The sequence below is a fragment of the Micromonospora sp. CCTCC AA 2012012 genome (genome assembly GCF_040499845.1).
GTDB lineage: Bacteria > Actinomycetota > Actinomycetes > Mycobacteriales > Micromonosporaceae > Micromonospora > Micromonospora mangrovi.
Window position 1 is genome coordinate 3,580,959 of record NZ_CP159342.1, and the last position, 19,772, is coordinate 3,600,730.

Genomic DNA, 19,772 nt, shown 5'->3' on the forward strand with positions numbered 1-19,772 from the left:
CAGCTCCGGTTGGGCATGCGCGGACAGGACCGGCGGACTCCCGGCGCGATGAGGGGTGTGAGGCACCGCCGGGCCGCCGGGGGCGCGCCGGGTGAGGCGAGGCGCAATCCCTACCCTGCGGCACGGGAATGCACCCGTCCAGGGTCGGTCGGGTCTTGTATCCGATCCTCGGACCGGCCCGGCCGACAACCCGAGCGGACCGGCCGGGACAGCCGGAGCCGGCGCACCGAAAGGTGCCGCCGACAGGCCGTCCGCCGGGCCGGCGGACGCCGAACGGAGGCCCGGTCAGTTCGGGCAGGGGGCGTCGGCCGACGGCAGGGTGACGGTGACCTCCAGGCCGCCGCCCGGCTGGGCCACCACGCCGACCGTGCCGCCGTGCGCGTCGCAGACCGCGCGCACGATGGACAGGCCGAGGCCCGAGCCGCGCGCCCCGGTCCGCTCCTGGCCGCCGCGGCGGAACGGTTCGAACAGCCCCGGCACGTCGGCCTGGTTGACCTCGAAGCCGGTGTTCCCCACCACCAGCCAGGAACGTCGCCCGTCCGAGCCGGTCCGCACCCAGATCCGGCCGTGCAGGTGGTTGTAGCGGACCGCGTTCTCGATCAGGTTGCCGGCCAGCCGGTCGAGCAGCCCGGGGTCACCGATCACCGGCGCCGGCCGCAGTGAGGTCTGCACCCGCAGCCCGATCCGCTCCACCTCCCGGGCGACGGCGGAGAGCGCGTTGGCGGTGCCGACCGCGAGGTCGCACTCGGCGCGGCGGCCGAGCGCGCGGCCGGCCTGCGCCTCGCTGCGGGCCAGCACCAGCAGGGCGTCGACCAGGCCGTTGGCGCGCTCGGAGGCGTCCCGGACCACGGTGGCCATCCGGCGGTACTCGGCGGTGTCCGCCTCGTCGTCGCTGAGCGTCACGTCGATCTCGGTCCGCATCACCGCGAGGGGGGTACGCAGCTCGTGCGAGGCGTTCGCGACGAAGCGTTTCTGCGCCTCGAAGGCGGCGGCGATCCGGTCCAGCATCGCGTCGAACGTCTTGGCCAGTTCGGCCACCTCGTCGTCCGCCCCGGACCAGCCGATCCGCTGGTCGAGGGTGGCCTCGCCGAGCCGCTGGGCGGTGGCGGTGACCTGGTGCAGCGGGCGCAGCGCCCGGCCGGCCACCAGCCACGCCCCGGCCACCCCGACCACGCTGATCGCCACCAGCGCGGCCAGCCCCTTGACCAGCAGCTCCCGGGACGCGGCGTCGACGAGTTCGCGCTGCCACTGGCCGGCGTCCAGGGTCCGGCCGTCGGCGAGGAGCACGGTGGTGCCGGGCAGCAGCTCGTCGGTGGGGCGCAGCGCGTCCCGCACCAGCAGCCAGGCCAGCAGCACCAGGATCGCCCCGGCGCCCACCAGCAGCACCCCGTTGAGCAGGGTGAGCCGCAACCGCAGGGTGGGGCGCAGCCGGCGGATCACGCCGGCACCGTGCGGTAGCCGGCGCCGACCACCGTCTCGATCAGCGGCGGGTCGCCGAGCTTCTTGCGCAGCGTCATCACGGTGACCCGGACGATGGTGGTGAACGGGTCGGTGTTCGCGTCCCAGACCCGTTCCAGCAGCTCCTCGCTGGAGACCACCGCGCCGCGCGCCTTGAGCAGCTCGGCCAGGACGCCGAACTCCTTGTTGGTCAGCTCCACCGGCGCGCCGCCCCGGGTGACCACCCGGCGGGCCGGGTCGAGCACCAGGTCGGCGATCTCCAGCACCGGCGGGGCGGCCGGGGTGGCCCGCCGGCCCAGCGCCAGCACCCGGGCGACGAGTTCGTCGAAGGCGAAGGGCTTGGGCAGGTAGTCGTCGGCGCCGAGCTGCAACCCCTCCACCTTGTCGGCGACGGTGCCGCTGGCGGTGAGCATCAGCACCCGGGTGAGAGTGCCGGAGGCGACCAGGTCGGCGCAGATCCGGTCGCCGTGCACGCCGGGCAGGTCCCGGTCGAGGATCAGCACGTCGTACCGGGTGACGAAGGCGGCCTCGTGCCCGGTGGTGCCGTCGTAGGCGACGTCCACCGCCATCCCGCGCTTGCGCAGTCCCCGCGCGATCGCGTCGGCGAGGTTGCGCTCGTCCTCCACCACCAGTACCCGCATGCCGGCCTCCTCGCCTCGTGACCTCCCGACAACCTAGTGCCGGCCGCCAAACCGGCGGCGCGGCCCGCACCGTTGCAGAAAACCTTCGGGTACGCGATGCTTCCCGGCACATACCGCCACGCGCACACCGACGCGGCGGCCGGCGACGAGCGGACGGAGCCGCGATGACCGGAACGGCTGGGCGGCACATCGCGTACCGCCGCTTCGGGCTGCCGGCCGACCTCGACCTGGGCACCGCCGAGGGCCTGGTCGCCGCCGCGGACGGGGCGACGATCGGCGTACCGGCCGGACAGCGCGACCATCTCGACCCGCACACCGGCCGCTCCGCCCGGTACGACCTGGCGAGCTGGACCTCGCCGGTGGTGTGGACCGGCTTCGGGGTGGAGGAACTGGTCCCCTCGTGGACCGCCGACACCCCGGCCGGCGGCTGGCTCCAGGTCGAGCTGCGCGGCTGGTACGGGGAGACCCCCTCCACCGGCTGGTACGTGCTGGGCCACTGGGCCGCCGACGACTCGGCGATCCACCGCACCTCGGTACCGGGCCAGGCCCACGACGCGGCCTGGGCGAAGGTCGACACGATGGGCGCGCACCGCTCCGCGATCACCGGTTGGCAGGTACGCGTCACCCTGTTCCGCCGCACCGACGCGGCGGCCGGCCCGGTGCTGCGTACCGTCGGGGTGGTGGCCTCCGCCGGGGACGCCGCGGCGGCCGACCGGCCGGCCGCCACCGCGACGGCCGGCGCGGCCCGGGGGCGGATCCTCGACGTGCCCCGGTACGCGCAGCGGCTGCACACCGGCGGGGAGACCCGCTGGGGTGGTGGCGGCGACTCCTGGTGCAGCCCCACCTGCGTGGCGATGGTGCTGGACTTCTGGGGCGCCGGCCCCACCCCGGACCGGTACGCCTGGGTGCGGCCGCCCGGCCCCCGGCCGGTGGTGGTGCACACCGCCCGGGGCTGCTACGACCACGCCTACGCGGGCGCCGGGAACTGGCCGTTCAACACCGCCTGGGCCGGGCTGCACGGGGTGGACGCCTTCGTCACCCGGCTGCGCGGGCTCGCCGAGGCGGAGCAGTTCGTCGCCGCGGGGGTGCCGCTGGTCGTCTCGGCGGCGTTCCGGCGCGGCGAGGTGCCGGGGCTCGACTACGACACCCGGGGCCACCTGCTGGTGCTGGTGGGTTTCACGGCGACCGGTGACCCGGTGCTCAACGACCCGTACGCGCCGGACGACGAGGGGGTCCGCCGGAGCGTGGACCGGGACCGGTTCGAGGCGGCCTGGCAGGGCGGCAGCGGCGGGATCACGTACGTGATCAGGCCGACGTCGGTGCCGCTGCCGCCGGCCCCCGCCCAGCCCAACTGGTGAGTCAGCCCCGCCAGACGACGAGCCCACCGGACGCGCGCAGGCAGACCAGGACGGTCCGGCCGGCGGCGCAGTCGTCCCACGAGCCGGGCAGCACGGTCCGGATCCGGGTCCGCCCGGCCGGCACGTCCAGCTCGGCGACGAGCACCCGGTCACCGGGGAGCCGGCGCAGCCCGAGCAGCGGGCCGCCCGACCACTGCACCCGGGGCACCCGCCACCGGCCGAGCCGCCCCACGACCCGCCCGGTCGTCGGGTCCCGCACGGTCAGGTCCAGCTCCGCCCCGGCGGCCAGCTCGGCGGTGAGCAGCCGACCGCCCGCCGGGACGGTCCCGACCAGGCGGTCGTCCGTCCAGAGCGGACGGCCGGTGACCGGGTCGAGCGCGCGCAGACCGGTGGCCTGGTCGCGCTGGCACACCACGCCGGCACAGTCCTCGAACCCCTGCGCCTCGGACCGCACCGGGACGCTCCAGCGCCGGTCCAACCGGTCCAGTCCGTACGCGGTGACCCCGCCGGACGCGCCGTCGACCAGCAGCAGGTCGCCGACCACCTGGGCGAACCGGTACGCCACCCCGTCCGGCGCGGGCGGCACCCGACCGGAGCGCAGCAGCGCGCCGGTCCCGACGTCGTGCACCGCCACCCGCCCCGCCGCGGTGACCAGCACGAGCTGCGTGACGCCCCGGTCGTCGACCCGGTACGCCACCCCGTTGGCGGGCATCGGCAGGGACCAGCGGGTCGCCCCGGTGGCCGGGTCGACCGCCCGGACCGTCCCCGTCCCGTCCGCCCGGGGCGTCTCCAGGAGCACGGCGCCGGAGCGGGCGCGGACCGGATAGCCGGCCCGCCGCCAGCGCACCGCGCCGGAGTTCACGTCCAGCAGGGTGGAGGCCGGGTCGCCCGCCCCGGCCGGGCTGCTCGTCACCAGCAGGCCGCCGGCCACCGCCGTGAGGCCGAGCACGTGGTCGCCGGCCGGCAGGCTGAACCGCCACAGCGGCTCGCCGCCGGGCAGCCGGTGCCCGGTCACCAGCCGGCCACCGTTGCCGACGTTGCCCGGACCGTCGGCGACCACCAGCCGGTCGCCCAGCAGCAGGAAGATCGCGCCCTGCGGGGCGGGCACCGACACCGGCCGGACCCGCGCCGGGGCGGGGGCGGCGCCGGCCAGGGTGAGCAGCGCCACGGCGAACAACGCGGCCACCCGGGGCCAGCGGGCCGACCGGCCCCCCGACCGGGGCGGCGGCTCGGCCTCGTCGCCGTGCCGCAGCTCGCCCAGCTCGATGACGGTCACCGCAGCCGCCACAGCCCGAAGCCGCCGTCGACCCGACGGCAGACCAGGACGTGCCCGCCGACGTGGCAGTCGCCGAGCACGCCGGAGAGCGCGTCGACCACCCGGGCCCGCGCCTCCACCAGGTCCAGCTCCGCCACCAGCAGCCGGTCGTCCGCCCGGCGCAGGCCGATCAGCGGAGCGTCCGGGTCCGTCCAGTCCGCCAGCTCCCAGTCGCCCAGCTCGGCCAGCGGCCGGCCGGTGGTCGCCTCGACCACGGTGTACCGGGTGGCGCCGTCGGAGTCGGCCGCCGTCACCAGCAACCGGCCGGCCCCCACCCGCAGCACCGCCTGCCAGTGCGGATCGCTCCACCGGGTCGCGCCGGTCGCCGGGTCGAGCGCCCACACCCCACCGACCTGCCGGTAGGCGCAGAGCAGCGGACCGCAGGGGCTCAGGTAGCCGACCAGGGCGAGCCGGGTGCTCCAGCGCCGGTCCAGCCGATCGAGGTCGTAGCCGGTCACCGTGGCGCCGTTGTCCCGGATCGTCACCAGCAGGTCGTCGACGAGCTGGGTGCGCTGCCAGCTGGGCAGCTCGCCGGGGCGCAGGTCGCGGGCGACCAGCCGGGCACCGGAGCGGACGTCCCGCACCTCCACCTCGCCGGAGGGTGCCGACAGCACCATCCGGTCGACGCCGTCCGGCCCGTGACCCAGGTCGATGCCGTCCGGTGGGGTCGGCACCGACCACAGTGCCCGCCCCGACGGCAGCTCGACGCGGCGGACCGTGCCGGTGCCCTCCGCGTCGCCGGTCTGGATCAGCACGCCGTCCACCGCCGCGAACGCGACGCCGGGCTGCTGCCAGCCCGGCCGCCCGGTGCGGGCGTCCACGGTGACCGTCCGGTACGCCCCACCGCCGCCCGTCGGGCCGGTGAGCAGCACCGTCCCGTCCCGGTCCAGCAGCGCGACCACGTCCCCGCCGCCGTCGGGCAGCCGGCTGTGCCACAGCAGCACGGGCGGACCGTCGGCCGGGATCCGGTACGCGGTCAGCCGCTGCCCCTCGCCGCGGTCCAGGTCCGGCGGCTCCACCAGGTAGAGGCGGTCGCCGACGAGGAAGACGTCCGTGCCGGGGCGGGCCGGGACCGAGACGGCCGACCGGCCGACGGCGGGAGCACCCCCGGCGAGCGTGACGAGGGCGACCGCCAGCACGGCCAGCAGCCGGTGCGGCCGCCCGGTGGACCGGTGCCGCCGGCGCGACGGTTCCGGCACGGGGTCGTCCCGGAGTTCACCCAGATCGATGACGGTCACGGCCACCCCTCCCCGCCGGCCCGCCGGACGGCGTCGGCGAGGCGTACCGCTGCGGCCGGAGCCGCCCCGGGCCGCCTGTACGATGGCCCGTCGTGGCTGTGCCGGTGGTTGACCCCTCGCTGAACTCCGCGCCCGTCGCGGCGGAACCCGTCGTACCGGCCCCTCCCCAGCGGGGCCGACGCCGACCGGCCCGCGCCGACGTGCTGGCCATCGGAGCCTATGCGGTGCTCGGCGTTCTCGTCTGCCTCAACTACTGGGTGGACGTCCAACACCGGGTCTCGTCCCACCTGCCGACCGACCACAGCTGGTTCGAGTGGCTCTTCGCGCACGGCGCCTACTCGGTGCGCCACCTGGAGAACCCGCTCTTCACCGCCCGGCAGAACGCGCCGGACGGGGTGAACATGATGGCGAACACCTCGCTGCTCGGGGTGACCCTGCCGCTCGCGCCGCTGACCATGCTGCTGGGCCCGCAGGTCGTCTACGCCCTCTATCTGGGCGCCGCCCTGTCGGCGACGGCGGCCACCGGCTACTGGACGCTGTCGCGGCACCTGGTGCGCTCGCGCGGGGCGGCCTTCGTCGGCGGCGCCTTCCTCGGTTTCGCCCCCGGCGTCGTGCACCACGCCAACGGGCAGCCCAACTTCGCCAGCAACTTCCTGCTGCCGCTGATCGTGTCCCGGGTGCTGCGGCTGGGCGAGCCGGGCCGGTGGCGGCGCAACGGGGTGGCGCTCGGGCTGCTGGTGGCGTACCAGGTCTTCATCAACGAGGAGATGCTGCTGCTCACCGCGCTGGCCTGCCTGGTCGTGGTGGTCGCGTACGTGGTGCAGCGACCGCGGGCGGCGTGGGCGCGGGCGGGCACCTTCCTCGCCGCCGGGGGCGTGGGCGGGGCGCTGACCCTGCTGCTGACCGCCTACCCGATCTGGTTCCAGTTCAACGGTCCGCAGTCCTACCGGGGCCTGCAGGGCGGGGTGTTCCACAGCTGGGGCGAGGACCTGGCCGCCTTCGTCACCTTCGCCCGGGACACCGTGGCCGGCGACGAGGCGGTGGAGAAGACCATCGGGCTGACCGAGCAGAACACCTGGTTCGGCTGGCCGCTGGTGCTGGTCGCGCTGGTCGCCCTGGTGCTGCTGGTCCGCCGTTCGCTGCCCGCCCGGATCGTCGCGGTGCTGGTGGTGGTCTTCAGCGTCGCCGCCATCGGCCCGAAGGTGCGCTTCGACGGCGTGGAGACCGCGATCGACGGCCCGTGGGCGTACGTGCCGGACGACCTGCCGCTGGTCGAGATGATGATGCCGACCCGGCTCACCCTGGTGGTGGCCGGCGCGGTCGGCGTGCTGCTGGCGCTGGCCTGGGACGCCCTGGCCGGCGGCGGTCGCCCCCCGGTGCCCGCGCCGCGCCCCGCCCCGGCCGACGGGACCGCCCCACTGTCGCGTCGCCGCTGGCTGCGCCCCGTCGGGTACGCCGCGATCGTCCTCGCCCTGCTGCCGCTGATCCCCCGGCCGCTGCCCGCCGAGCGGATCGACCCGCCGCCGCACTTCATCACCGCCGGCGGTTGGCGCGGTTACGTCCCGGCCGGCCGGACCCTGGTGCCGGTGCCCATCCCGAGCAACGTGCACGGCCTGCCCACGCTGCGCTGGAGCGCGCTGACCGGGCAGGAGTTCCCGATCCCCGGCGGCTACTTCATCGGCCCGAACGAGACCGGCGAGGGCGTCTTCGGCGCGCCGAACCGGCCGACCAGCACCCTGATCTACGCCACGATGGACGCCGACCGGGTCGCGCCGGTCACCGACGAGAACCGCCGCCAGGCGATCGAGGACCTGCGCTTCTGGAAGGCCTCCGTGGTGGTGCTCGGCGCGAATCCCCGCGAGGCGGTGCTCCGCGAGCTGATGACCGCCCTGCTCGGCCCGCCCCGCCGCGTCGACGACGTCTGGCTCTGGGACGTGCGCGACCGGGTGTGAGCCGGCCGCCGGTCCACGCCGCGCGGGTCAGCCGACGAGGGGACGGACGTCCCACAGGTGCGCGCCGGGCACGTCACGGCCCGGCCCGACCAGCGCGTCCAGGGTGACCCGGACCGGGTCGCCCGGCGCCGAGTCGGCCTGCACCAGCACCGCCGCCCGCCAGTGCCGCAGGTCCTCGACCGCCCGCCGCCGGTCGGCGTCGCTCACCACCGGCACCTGGCCGGTCTCGGCGACCCGGCGCAGCAGCAGCGAGGTGGGCCGGTCCGGGGCACCCCAGCGGGCCGTCGGGTCGTCGGTCGACCGGGGGCCGATGAAGAACCCGCCCGGCGCGTCGAAGGCCAGCCGGGTGCGCGCCTGCCAGAACGTGGCCGGGCTGGCCGCCGCCCCGGTCACCGGGGGCACCGGCACCAGGGTCCGCCCCGGCGGCACGTACGCCCGCCAGCCGCCACCGGCGACGAAGGCCGGCACCGGCGGGGCCGGCACGGTGCGGATCGGGGTGGGCGCCAGCGGGAGCAGCGCGGCGGTGACCGCGCCGGCCCACGGCAGCCAGCCGCGCGCCGGCCGGCCCGGCAGCCGGTCCACCGCGAGCGCCAGCAGCACCCCCAGCACCGGCACGCAGACCAGCGCGAAGCGGGCCGGCACCACCAGGTCCAGCAGCGGCACCCCGGACAGCAGCCGGTACGGCCCTGGCAGCCCGGTCTCGTGCCGGTCCAGCCGGATCCGGGCGCCGAGGGAGAGCAGCGCGAAGAGCAGGCCGCAGGCGGCCAGCGCGCGGACCAGCGGGCGGCGCCACAGGCGGACCACCACGACGAGGGCGAGCAGCGGCAGCAGCGGGCCGAAGAAGGAGTTCTCCTCGGTCGCGTTCGGCGCCAGCAGACCGGCCCGGTGGCCGTTGCCCACCACCGTCTGCCGGGCGCTCGCGGTGAACGAGGCGGCGTCGAGCCGGTAGCCGAGGGTGAAGAACGGCATGCCCCGGTAGTGGCCGGGTCCGGCGAACTGGAACCAGAGCGGGTACGCCAGCAGCGCCCCCGCCACCAGCGCGGCCACGCCCAGCCGGCGCGCCACCGCCGGTGCCGCCCGACGCGCCCCCGCCCGGTCGGCCAGCGCGTACGCCCCGGCGAGGACGGCCGCCGCCAGGGCCAGGAAGACCAGCACCTCCTCGCCGAGGAAGACCTGGTACGCCACCGCCAGCCCGAGCAGCACGCCGTGCCGGCGGAGCCGGTCCGTCCCGGGCCGGAAGACCAGCCCGAGGATCACCGGCACGAGGAACTGGGCGGCCATGTGCAGGTGCGCGCCGGCCTGGGAGACCATGCCGGGGGCGAAGCCGCAGCAGAGGCCGCCGACCGCCGCGGCGACCCGGGAGCGGACCAGGCGGCGGGCCAGCAGCGCGTACCAGGCGGTGGCGGTGCCGGCGAGGCAGAGCACCACGGCCACCAGGAAGGTCACCTGGGAGCCGAGGAGCCAGGTGACCGGGGCGAGCGGCACGCCGAGGCCGAGCACCGAGGTGTTCGCCATCAGGTTCACCCCGTGCGGGGCGTTGAGCGCGGCGCTGTGCAGCGGGTTCTCCGCGCCGGTCACCGCCCGCGCCGCCCGGGCCAGCATCCACTCGAAGAGCATCTGGTCGCCGGCCTGGTGGAAGAGGCGGCCGGGGCGGCGCCACTGGTCGGCGGTGAGCAGCACGGCCAGCGCGAGGTAGCCGGCGACCACGAGGGCGTCGACGGGGCGCGGCAGTCGGCGCGGCGGGCGGTCCCGCGTCGGCGCGACGGCCGGCGCGGGGGCGCCGTCGCTCAGGCCGACGGGGAGGTCAGTGTCCGGACGTCCCACACCCACACGTCCAGCTCCTGCCGGGCGGGCCCGACCAGCTGCTCGACCGTACGCCGCAGCGGTTCGGCGTTCTGCTGCGTCAGCGGCAGCACCACGACCGCGGCCCGCCAGTGCCGCAGCTCGTCCAGGCAGCGGCGGCGCTGCCGGTCGTCCAGTCGGGGCGTACGGCCGGTGGTGGCGACCTCCTCCAGCAGCTCACCGATGCCGCTGGGCCGGCCGCCGAAGCGTCCCGGGTCGCCGGTCACCCCGTTGCGCGGGGCGAGGAAATAGCCGCCGGGGATCCGGAAGTCGAGGTCGGTGCTGGCCGCCCAGCGCATCCCGTGCGTGTTGCCCATGCTCGGCACGGGCACCGGCACCAGGGTCTGGCCGGGGCCGACGTACTCCCGCCAGCGGTCGGCGGTGATGAACCGGGGCACCGGCGGGCGGTCGGTGACCCGCAGCGGCAGCGGGGCGATCGGCAGCAGCGCGAGGACCAGGCCGGCGACGGCGAGGGTCCGCACCGTACGCCGCTCGGCGCCGCGCACCGACCAGGCCCGGTCCACCGCGAGGGCCAGCAGCACGCCGATCACTCCCCCGGTGATCAGGCCGAACCGGGTCGGCACCACCGCGTCGAGCAGCGGCAGCCGGACCAGCAGCTCCCACGGGCCGACGCCCAGGTCGCGGTCCCACCAGGACACCCGCTCGCCGAGGGAGAGCACGGCGAAGAGCACCCCGGTCACGGCGAGCGCCCGGACCACCACCTCGCGGCGCAGCCAGAGCACGACGCCGACGGTCAGCAGGGAGAGGCTCCAGCCGAAGAAGGCGTTCTCCTCGGAGTAGTTCGGGGCCAGGTTGACGTTGGCCCGCTCGTTGCCGCCGAGGGTGGGTGAGCCGGGGGCGAAGAAGGCGGCGATGTCGTTGCCGTAGTCGCGGACCGTGTCGCTGAGCCCGTGGTACGCCATCGGCCCGGCGAACTGCACCCAGAGCGGGTACGCCAGCAGCGCCCCGGCGAGCGCCGCGCAGACGGCCAGCCCCGCGCCGAGCGGGCGCCACGCGGCGGCCCAGAGTTCCCGCCGCTGGGCCAGCACGGCGAGCAGGAAGACGCCGCAGGCCAGCGCGGTGAAGAGCAGGATCTCCTCGTTGATGAACGCCTGCGCGGTGACCAGCACGGCGAGCAGCGCGCCGTCACGGACCGGGCGGCTGCTGCGGGTCAGCACGACGACCCGCCAGACGATGAACGGCAGCAGGAACTGGCTGATGATGTTGGGGTGCCAGTTGGCGTGCGAGAGCATCGCCGGGCAGAACCCGCAGAACCAGGCCCCCACGGCGGCGGCCAGCCGGGTCCGGACGACGTGCCGGGACAGCACCCGGTACCAGGCGGCGGCGGTGCCGGCGAGGCCGAGCGTGACCAGCGTCACGAAGGAGACGGCCGGTCCGAAGAGGAGGGTGACCGGCACCATCGGGATGCCGAGCGCGAGGATGGCGGTGTTCGCCATCAGGTTCACGCCGTCCGGATAGTTGAACCGGTCGGTGTAGAACGGGAACTCGCCGTGCAGCACCACCCGGACCGAGTGGGCCAGGAAGAACTGCACCTGGGCCGGGTCGCTGCTGTAGAGCGAGGCCACCCGGCCGGCCGGGTCGACCCAGATGCGGCTGGTCACCCAGAGCGCGGCGAGCAGGAAGACGCCGTACGCGGCGAGGTCCTGGCGGCGGAGTGTCCAGCGCCACCGGCGCGGCGGCGCGAGTGCCGGCCGGTCGGCCTCCGGCACCCCGGTGACGGCCGGGGTCGGTGCGGCCTCGGCGCCGGCGCGGGCGTCGGGTCGGGACTCGACACGGGGCTCGGCAGAGGTCACAGTCGGCGGAGTCTACCGGAGCGGGTGAAGAGGTACGAAACGCAGCGCGTCGTCCGGTGTGGAGCGTCGGTCGGGCGAGGCACGCGCGCTCCACCGACGGGACATCTCGTACCATGTGGCTTCGAAAACACGACCGGCGACGCGATCGGGGGCGTACAGGTGGCTTCAGTCCGCCGGCGCGGCACGACGGCCACCGCACTGCTCGCCCTGCTGCTGGCCGCCTCGGCCTGCGGTCCGGTCCCGGACCGGCGGGCCGCCCGGCTGCCGGTCGGGTACGACAGCCTGGACGGCACCCTCAAGGTGTGGCCGCCACGCGGCGACCTGGCCGGCGACGCGGCGGCGACGGCCGCGCTGACCCGGGCGGTCCGCGACTGGCGCACGCCGGTCGACGACCGCGCGCACCTGCCCTCCTCCGGCATCCTCTGGTCGGGCCGGGCCGGCGGCGCGAAGCTGGCCCTGGTCGCCGCGGACGTGCCCGGCGAGAGTGCCTCCTGGCTGCTGCAACTGGCCGGTGACGGGGACGGCTGGCGGGTCAGCCGGGCCACCGAGTACACCGACCCCGGCTATCTGGTCTATTCCGACGTGCTGCCGGTGCAGCTGCCCGAGGGCCGGCGCTATCTCACCTCCAACCGGGTCGAGCGGCTGCTCGGGCCGGACGGCAGGGTGCTGGCCGGCACCGACGGGCTCACCGAGTCGGTCGCCGTGCCCGCCTGCCGGGCCGTGCCGGTCACCGCGACGCTGCGGGCCACCCGGTCGCTGCCGCGCGGCCGGGCCGCCGATCGCCTGCTCGACCTGGGTACGGCCACCGAGGACCCGCGGTATCCGCTGGTCCGGGACGAGGCGGGCTCCGGCCGGCGCGCCCTGACCGGGCTGGACACCTGCCAGCTCGCCGGCGAGCGGGGCCCCTTCGGCAGCCTGCCCCGCCGGATCGGCGACCGGGACGCGCCCCGGGCCACCCCGGAGTCCTGGCCGATGGCGGCGCTGGCCGTCCGCTCGCTGGGCGAGGTCAGCCTGGGCAGCGGGGCACCGGGCGAGCTGGAGCAGCTCACCTGGGAGAGCGCCACCGGCACGATGACCGCGGTGGTCTACCGGCCGGCCGGCGGCACCCCGGTGGTCTCCCCCGCCGACCGGGCCGGGACGCTCCAGACCTATGCGCTGCCGGTGGCGGGGCAGCCGGTGGTGGTGCTGAGCTGGCGGGCCAGCCGGGACGTCTCCCTCGCGGTGCCGCCCGGCACCACCCGCCTGGTGGACCGGCCGGGCCTGGTGGTGGTGCCGCAGCCGGCGACGCCGCAGACGTTCAGCCTGGCCGGCGAGGAGAAGACCTGGTACCGCTCCGCGGGCGGGCGCTGAGCCGGAGACGACGAACGGGCGGCCCCTGGTCCTCAGGGGCCGCCCGTTCGTGCGGTGTCGTCAGTTGGTGGCGCCGGCCTGGTCGCGCGGCACCGATTCGACGGGCTGGGCGTCCAGGCGGGAGATCCAGCCGGTGACGTCCCGGGCCACGTCCTGCGCGGTGAGGCCGAGGTCGGCGAGGATCTGCGCGCGGGTGCCGTGCGGGTGCCAGTCGGCCGGTACGCCGAGGTCGCGCAGCGGCACCTGGACGTCGGCGTCCCGCATCGCCTGGGCGAGCGCGTCACCGACGCCGCCGACCCGGACGCCGTCCTCGACGGTGACCACGAGCCGGTGGCCGGCGGCCAGCTCGACCAGCTCGGCCGGGACCGGACGGACCCAGCGTGGGTCGACCACGGTCACCCCGTAGCCCTGCTCGGCGACCCGGGCGGCGACCTCCATGCCCAGCCCGGCGAAGGAGCCCACCGCGACCAGCAGCACGTCGGTACGCGCCGACTCGGCCAGCACGTCGACCGGCCCGACCCGGCGCACGGCCGGCAGGTCGGCGGCGACGGTGCCGGTCGGGAAGCGCAGGATGGTCGGGCCGTCGTCCACGGCGACCGCCTCGCGCAGCTCCTCGCGGAGCGTGCCGGCGTCGCGGGGCGCCGCGATCCGCAGGCCCGGCACCACGCCGAAGACGGACATGTCCCAGATGCCGTAGTGGCTGGGCCCGTCGGGGCCGGTGATGCCGGCCCGGTCCAGCACGAAGGTCACCGGCAGCTTGTGCATCGCCACGTCCAGCAGGACCTGGTCGAAGGCCCGGTTGAGGAAGGTCGCGTAGACCGCCACCACCGGGTGCAGGCCACCGAGCGCCAGGCCGGCCGCCGAGGTGGCGGCGTGCTGCTCGGCGATGCCCACGTCGTAGACCCGCTCCGGGTACTTGCGGGCGAGGGTGGCGATGCCGGTCGGCTCGGCCATCGCGGCGGTGATGCCCACCACGTCGGGCCGCTCGTCGGCGACCTTCACCAGCTCGTCGGCGAAGACGTGGGTCCACTTCACCGACGGGGCGGCGAGCAGCTTGCCGGTCTCGATGTCGAACGCGCCGCCCGGGCCGTGCAGGCGGTCCGCCTCGTCCTCCTCGGCGGCGCGGTAGCCGTAGCCCTTGCGGGTGACCGCGTGCACGATCACCGGGCCGCCGAAGTTCTTCGCGGCGCGCAGCGCCGACTCGACGGCGGTGATGTCGTGGCCGTCGACCGGGCCGACGTACTTGATGCCGAGGTCCTCGAACATCGCCTGCGGGGCGACCGCGTCCTTGATGCCCTTCTTGACCGCGTGCAGCACCTCGTACATCGGCTTGCCGACGAAGGGCGTGTTGCCGAGGGCGTCCTTGACGGTGTCGAGCACCTTCTCGTAGCCGGGGTTGAGCCGCAGCGAGGAGAGGTGGTCGGCGAGGCCGCCGATGGTCGGCGAGTAGGACCGGCCGTTGTCGTTGACCACTATCACCAGCGGGTTGCCGGCGGTGGCGATATTGTTCAGCGCCTCCCAGCACATGCCGCCGGTCAGCGCGCCGTCACCGACCACGGCGACCACGCTGCGCGACTCGCCCCGCAGCGCGTACGCCTTGGCCAGGCCGTCGGCGTAGGACAGGGCGGTGGAGGCGTGCGAGTTCTCGATCAGGTCGTGCTCGCTCTCGGCCTGGCTCGGGTAGCCGGAGAGGCCACCGCGCTGGCGGAGCTTGTCGAAGCCGTCCTGCCGACCCGTGAGGATCTTGTGCACGTACGACTGGTGGCCGGTGTCGAACAGCAGCCGGTCCCGCGGGGAGTCGAAGACCCGGTGCATGGCGAGGGTCAGCTCCACGACGCCCAGGTTGGGGCCGACGTGCCCGCCGGTGCGGGAGACCTTGGCGATCAGGAAGTCCCGGATCTCGGCGGCGAGGATGTCCAGCTGCTCGGCGGTCATCCGCTTGACGTCCTGCGGACCGCGGACGGTGCCCAGCAGCCGACCGTGGTTGGCCGTGCCCTCTTCAACACTCATGACGGAAGAGTCTATCGGCCGTCCGCCGACCCGCAGCTCGGCCGTGGATCACCGTAGGCGGGGGCGGTGCTCAGGGCTCGATCAGCAGCCGGCGCGGCGGCGGCGTCCCGGTGGCGGCCCGGGCCGGTCCGGCCGGGGTCCACGAGCCGAGCACCGCCGCCCGCCGGGCCCCGGTCACCGACGGGATCGCCCCTGGCAGGCCGTGCCAGGAGAGCCAACCCAGCAGGGCGAAGGCGTACGCCTCCTTGGCCTGGGCCGGCACCCCCAGCTCGTCGCTGGTCCGCAGCCGCCAGCGGCCCGCCCCGAGGTCGGCCAGCCGGGCCAGGAGTGTGGGATTGCGCACTCCGCCACCTGCGGCGACCACCTCGGTGACCCGGTGCCGGTCGCAGGCGTCGGCCACCGTGCGGGCGGTCAGCTCGACGAGCGTGGCGAGCACGTCGTCGGCGGGCACCGGCTCGCCCAGCGCGGCCAGCTTCCCGTCCAGGTAGCCGGCGTGGAACAGCTCCTTGCCGGTGGACTTGGGTGGGGCGGCGGCGTAGTAGGGCTCGGCGAGCAGCAGTTCCAGCAGCCCGGGGTGCACCCGTCCGGCCGCCGCCCGGGCGCCGTCGAGGTCGCAGGGGCGGTCGAGGAGGCGGCGGGCGGCGGCGTCGAGCAGCGCGTTGGCGGGGCCGACGTCGTACCCGAGGACGGGGGCGCCGGGTGCGACCACGGTGAGGTTCGCGATGCCGCCGAGGTTGAGCGCCGCCCGCGGCCCGGCGGGGCGCTGCTCGTCCCGGCCGCCGTCGGGCCCGGCGCCGAGCAGCAGGGCGTCGAAGGCCGGCACCAGCGGCGCGCCCTGCCCGCCGGCCGCCACGTCCGCCGAGCGCAGGTCACTGAGCACCGGTACGCCCACCCGGGCGGCCACCCGGGCCGGCGCGCCGAGCTGGAGGGTGCCGTGGACCCGGCCCGCCTCGACCCAGTGGAAGACCGTCTGCCCCGGCGACACGACCGCGTCGGCCGTGCCCCCGGCCAGCTCGACGCCGACCGCCGCCGCCTCGGCGAAGACCTCGCCGAGCCGGTTGTCGAGCCGGCAGACGGCGTCGATCGTGGTGGCGGCGGGCGGCAGCAGCGCGGCGATCTGCGCCCGCAGCCCGTCGTCGTAGTCGAGACCGCGGTGCCCGAGCGGGCGCAGCGTGAGCGTCTCCCCGTCCGCGGTGAACTCGGCGGCCACCACGTCCACCCCGTCGTACGACGTGCCCGACATCAGCCCGACGATCTTCATCCGGCCAGGCTAGCCGCCGCCCCCGCACCCGCACACCGGACGCTTTGCTCTGCAGCCACGACCGCAGCACCCGATGTCCGGCTGCCGGCCGCCGGGTGCTGCGTGGAGGGCTGCAGAGCAAAGGGGCCGAAGGGCACGGTCCGATCCCGGGCCCGGCCTGGCCCTCCGCGGGCCGGATGCCCCGCGCCCGGGAACCCGGGCTCGCCGGTCAGGCCGGCGGCAGCAGAAGGCCGACCAGCTCGACGTGCTGGGTCATCGGGAACAGGTCGAACCCGCGCAGCCCGCCCAGCCGCCAGCCCAGCCCCGTGAAGGTGCGCACGTCCCGGGCGAAGGCGGCCGGGTCGCACGCCACGTACGCCACGGCCCGCGGCCGGGCGGCGACGACGTCCCGCACCACCGGGGCGCCCGCGCCGGAGCGCGGCGGGTCCAGCACCACCAGGTCGACCGGTCCGGTGACCCGTCGGCGGGCCAGCGCGGTCTCCACCCGGGCCGCGACCACCTCCACCCGGGGCAGGTCGGCCAGGTTCTCCCGGGCGGCGGTGACGCCCTGCTCGGACGCCTCGACCAGGGTCACCCGGGCGTCGCCGACCCGGCCGGCGAGCGCGGCGGCGAAGAGCCCGGCCCCGCCGTACAGGTCCCAGGCCGACTCGCCCGGTCGCGGGTCGAGCAGGTCGAGGACCGCGCCGACCAGGGTGTCCGCCGCGGCCGGGTGGACCTGCCAGAAGCCAGCGGCGGGCAGCCGCCAGTCCCGGCCGGCCGCCACCTCGCGGACCGTCCGCGGCCCGCTGACCCCGGTCGGCACCCCCTCGGTGACGGTGGCCACGCTGACGTCGCCGCCGGTGGAGGCGACCGTCTCGACCGCCTCGGCGGCCGGCCAGCGGGCCGGGCCGAGCACCGGCAGCTCCTGGATCGCCGGGTGGGCGATCAGGCACCGCTCGATCGGCACCACCTCGTGCGAGCGGTGCTTGAGCAGGCCGGCCCGGTCGGCGGCGTCGACCGCGTACCGGACCCGGGACCGCCAGCCGAGCGGGCCGCCGGGCAGCGGGTCGACCCGGACGGCGAGCGCGTCCACCTCGGCGTCGGTGAGGCCACCGAGCCGGATGAGCTGCTCCCGCACCACGGCCGTCTTCCACTCCCGCTGCGCGGCGGGGGCCACGTGCTGCAGGTCGCAGCCGCCGCAGCGGCCCGGCTTCGCGTACGGGCAGGGCGGCTCGACCCGGTCCGGGGAGGCGGTCAGCACCTCGACCGCGTCGGCCCGGGCGAAGCCCCGGTGCAGCTCGGTCACCTCGGCCACCACCCGCTCGCCCGGCAGCGCGTGCCGGACGAAGACCACCTGGCCCTCGTGCCGGGCCACACAGTGCCCACCCGGGGCGACGGCGTCGACGGTCAACTCGACCCGCTGCGCCTCCTCCAGGCCGCTCCGCTCCCCGCTCACCGGCGCTCCCCGACCGTCGGGCCGCTCTCGCCGGGCGGTGCCGAGACCACCGGCGGCACGGTCGGCGGCAGGGTGCTGCGCGGCGCGACCCGGGGGCCGCGCGCCGGTCCCCGGGTCAGCGTCGCGTCGAGGCGGTCCAGGTTCTTGCTGGCTGTCGAGGCGAGCTGCCACGGGACGCTGGTCACCATCACGCCCGGTTCGAACAGCAGCCGCCCCTTGAGCCGCAGCGCACTCTGGTTGTGCAGCAGGTTCTCCCACCAGCGGCCCACCACGTACTCCGGGATGAAGACCGTGACCACGTCGCGGGGCGACTCCCGACGGGTGGAGGCGACGAAGTTGAGGATCGGCCGGGTGATCTCTCGGTACGGGGAGTCGACCACGGTCAGCGGCACGGGCAGCTCCCGCCGCTCCCACTCCTCCTGGAGCTGCCGGGTGTCCTTCTCGTCCACGTTCACGGTCACCGCGGTCAGCGTGTCCGGCCGGGTCGCCCGGGCGTACGCGACGGCCCGCAGGGTCGGCTGGTGCAGCTTGCTGACCAGGACGATGGCGTGGTTGCGGGCGGGCAGCACGCCGCGCGCCTCGGTCGGCTCCAGCTCGGCGGCGACCCGGTCGTAGTGCCGGCGGATGCCCAGCATCAGCAGATAGATCACCGCCATCGCGGCGATCGCGATCCACGCCCCGAGCAGGAACTTGGTGATCAGCACGATGACCAGCACGATGCCGGTGAGGACCATGCCGAAGCCGTTGATCGCCCGGGACCGGACCATGCGCGCCCGCGCCGCCGGATCCCGCTCGGTACGCAGGTGCCGGTTCCAGTGCCGGATCATGCCGGCCTGGGAGAGCGTGAACGAGACGAACACCCCGACGATGTAGAGCTGGATCAGCCGGGTCACCTCGGCCTGGAAGCCGACGATCAGCACGATCGCGGAGATCGCCAGGAAGACGATGCCGTTGGAGAAGGCCAGCCGGTCGCCCCGAGTGTGCAGCTGCCGGGGCAGGTAGCGGTCCTGCGCGAGGATCGAGCCGAGCACGGGGAAGCCGTTGAAGGCGGTGTTCGCGGCCAGGAAGAGGATCAGCGCGGTCATCCCGGCGACCACGTAGAGCAGCACCGAGCCGTTGCCGAAGACCGTCTCACCGAGCTGCGTGGTGACGGTCTTCTGCACGTACCCGTCGGGGCCCGAGATGATCTGCGACGGGTCCTCGACGAACTGGAGGCCGGTGAGCCGGGCCAGCCAGATGATGCCGACCAGCATGGTCACCGCGACCGTGCCGAGCAACAGCAGGGTGGTCGCCGCGTTCTTCGACTTGGGCGCCTTGAACGCGGGCACCCCGTTGGAGATGGCCTCCACGCCGGTGAGCGCGGCGCAGCCCGAGGAGAAGGTCCGCAGCAGCAGGAAGACCAGCGCGAAGCCGGCCACGCTGTGCTCGGGGCGGATCTCCAGCCCGGCGCTGGGGGCGCGCAGGTCGTGGCCGAGCACGAAGATCCGGATCAGCCCGGTCAGCACCATGCCGATGATCACGATCATGAAGCCGTACGTCGGGATGGCGAAGGCGGTGCCCGACTCGCGCAGGCCGCGCAGGTTCATCGCGGTCAGCACCGCCACCGCGGCGACCGCGATCAGCACCTTGTGGGTGGCCACGAAGGGCACCACCGAGCCGAGGTTCGCCACCCCCGAGGAGACCGACACGGCGACGGTCAGCACGTAGTCGACCAGCAGCGCGCTGCCGACCGCGAGGCCGGCCCGGGGTCCGAGGTTGACCGTGGCCACCTCGTAGTCGCCGCCGCCGGAGGGGTACGCGTGCACGTTCTGCCGGTAGCTGGCCACCACGGTGAGCATCACCACGACGACCGCGAGCGCGATCCACGGCGAGAACAGGAACGCCGACGCACCCGCGATGGAGAGCGTCAGCAGGATCTCGTCGGGCGCGTACGCGACGCTGGAGAGGGCGTCGGAGGCGAACACCGGCAGCGCGATGCGCTTGGGCAGGAGGGTGTGCTGGAGCCGGTCGGACCGGAACGGTCGACCGACAAGGAGTCGCTTCAGCAGCGAGGTGGGACTGGCCACAAGCGCTAAGGGTACGACCACCCGACCCGCTC

13 protein-coding genes are annotated in these 19,772 nt (G+C 75.6%); 3 read left to right on the forward strand and 10 right to left on the reverse strand.

The window, feature by feature from the left end:
• Positions 1-285: 285 nt before the first annotated feature.
• Entirely contained in the window at positions 286-1,440 is a 1,155-nt protein-coding gene (locus ABUL08_RS15575) for a sensor histidine kinase (protein ID WP_350930640.1), read from the reverse strand.
• On the reverse strand, positions 1,437-2,099 hold the full coding sequence (locus ABUL08_RS15580) for a response regulator transcription factor (protein ID WP_350930641.1): 663 nt from the start codon (positions 2,097-2,099) through the stop codon (positions 1,437-1,439). Before ABUL08_RS15580 ends, ABUL08_RS15575 begins: the two co-directional genes overlap by 4 nt.
• Positions 2,100-2,263: 164 nt before the next feature.
• Between ABUL08_RS15580 and ABUL08_RS15585 the strand changes: the two genes are divergently transcribed.
• Complete coding sequence (locus ABUL08_RS15585; protein WP_350930642.1) at positions 2,264-3,457, forward strand: peptidase C39 family protein; 1,194 nt, start codon at positions 2,264-2,266, stop codon at positions 3,455-3,457.
• A 1-nt stretch (position 3,458) separates the two neighbouring features.
• Here the strand turns inward: ABUL08_RS15585 and ABUL08_RS15590 are convergent, their stop codons facing one another.
• A complete protein-coding gene (locus ABUL08_RS15590) occupies positions 3,459-4,733 on the reverse strand; it encodes an outer membrane protein assembly factor BamB family protein (RefSeq protein ID WP_350930643.1) in 1,275 nt (424 codons plus the stop codon).
• Complete coding sequence (locus tag ABUL08_RS15595) at positions 4,730-6,010, reverse strand: outer membrane protein assembly factor BamB family protein (RefSeq protein WP_350930644.1); 1,281 nt, start codon at positions 6,008-6,010, stop codon at positions 4,730-4,732. The genes ABUL08_RS15590 and ABUL08_RS15595 overlap by 4 nt, the downstream gene beginning before the upstream one ends.
• Before the next feature lie 92 nt (positions 6,011-6,102).
• Between ABUL08_RS15595 and ABUL08_RS15600 the strand changes: the two genes are divergently transcribed.
• Positions 6,103-7,962 (forward strand): hypothetical protein, encoded by a 1,860-nt coding sequence (locus tag ABUL08_RS15600; RefSeq protein WP_377521742.1) that lies wholly within the window; start codon positions 6,103-6,105, stop codon positions 7,960-7,962.
• Positions 7,963-7,989: 27 nt separating this feature from the next.
• Here ABUL08_RS15600 and ABUL08_RS15605 read toward each other — a convergent pair whose 3' ends face one another.
• Both ABUL08_RS15605 and ABUL08_RS15610 read right to left on the reverse strand, forming a co-directional pair.
• Positions 7,990-9,792: a hypothetical protein gene (locus tag ABUL08_RS15605; protein ID WP_350930645.1), complete on the reverse strand. Its 1,803-nt coding sequence runs from the start codon at positions 9,790-9,792 to the stop codon at positions 7,990-7,992.
• The gene (locus ABUL08_RS15610; protein ID WP_350930646.1) at positions 9,750-11,618 is read right to left on the reverse strand and encodes a hypothetical protein; all 1,869 of its coding nucleotides are present in this window, start codon (positions 11,616-11,618) and stop codon (positions 9,750-9,752) included. The genes ABUL08_RS15605 and ABUL08_RS15610 overlap by 43 nt, the downstream gene beginning before the upstream one ends.
• Positions 11,619-11,777: 159 nt before the next feature.
• Between ABUL08_RS15610 and ABUL08_RS15615 the strand changes: the two genes are divergently transcribed.
• Positions 11,778-12,968 carry a hypothetical protein gene (locus ABUL08_RS15615; protein WP_350930647.1) on the forward strand — a complete coding sequence of 397 codons (1,191 nt, stop codon included), beginning with the start codon at positions 11,778-11,780 and terminating at the stop codon, positions 12,966-12,968.
• Positions 12,969-13,028: 60 nt separating this feature from the next.
• Here the strand turns inward: ABUL08_RS15615 and dxs are convergent, their stop codons facing one another.
• The 4 genes from dxs to ABUL08_RS15635 all read right to left on the reverse strand — a co-directional run bounded on the left by dxs (position 13,029) and on the right by ABUL08_RS15635 (position 19,740).
• Complete coding sequence (gene dxs, locus ABUL08_RS15620; protein ID WP_350930648.1) at positions 13,029-14,978, reverse strand: 1-deoxy-D-xylulose-5-phosphate synthase; 1,950 nt, start codon at positions 14,976-14,978, stop codon at positions 13,029-13,031.
• A 70-nt stretch (positions 14,979-15,048) separates the two neighbouring features.
• The gene (locus tag ABUL08_RS15625; protein ID WP_350930649.1) at positions 15,049-16,239 is read right to left on the reverse strand and encodes an anhydro-N-acetylmuramic acid kinase; all 1,191 of its coding nucleotides are present in this window, start codon (positions 16,237-16,239) and stop codon (positions 15,049-15,051) included.
• A 208-nt stretch (positions 16,240-16,447) separates the two neighbouring features.
• Positions 16,448-17,674, reverse strand: coding sequence for a class I SAM-dependent RNA methyltransferase (locus ABUL08_RS15630; RefSeq protein WP_350930650.1), 1,227 nt, complete (start codon positions 17,672-17,674; stop codon positions 16,448-16,450).
• Positions 17,671-19,740 carry an APC family permease gene (locus ABUL08_RS15635; RefSeq protein ID WP_350930651.1) on the reverse strand — a complete coding sequence of 690 codons (2,070 nt, stop codon included), beginning with the start codon at positions 19,738-19,740 and terminating at the stop codon, positions 17,671-17,673. The genes ABUL08_RS15630 and ABUL08_RS15635 overlap by 4 nt, the downstream gene beginning before the upstream one ends.
• Between the last annotated feature and the right edge of the window lie 32 nt (positions 19,741-19,772).

What these genes read in the sequence shown, in the direction of transcription:
- ABUL08_RS15580 (WP_350930641.1), bottom strand. Translation starts at nt 2,099, where the DNA reads ATGCGGGTACTGGTGGTGGAGGACGAGCGCAACCTCGCCGACGCGATC.
- ABUL08_RS15585 (WP_350930642.1), top strand. Translation starts at nt 2,264, where the DNA reads ATGACCGGAACGGCTGGGCGGCACATCGCGTACCGCCGCTTCGGGCTG.
- dxs (WP_350930648.1), bottom strand. Translation starts at nt 14,978, where the DNA reads ATGAGTGTTGAAGAGGGCACGGCCAACCACGGTCGGCTGCTGGGCACC.
- ABUL08_RS15625 (WP_350930649.1), bottom strand. Translation starts at nt 16,239, where the DNA reads ATGAAGATCGTCGGGCTGATGTCGGGCACGTCGTACGACGGGGTGGAC.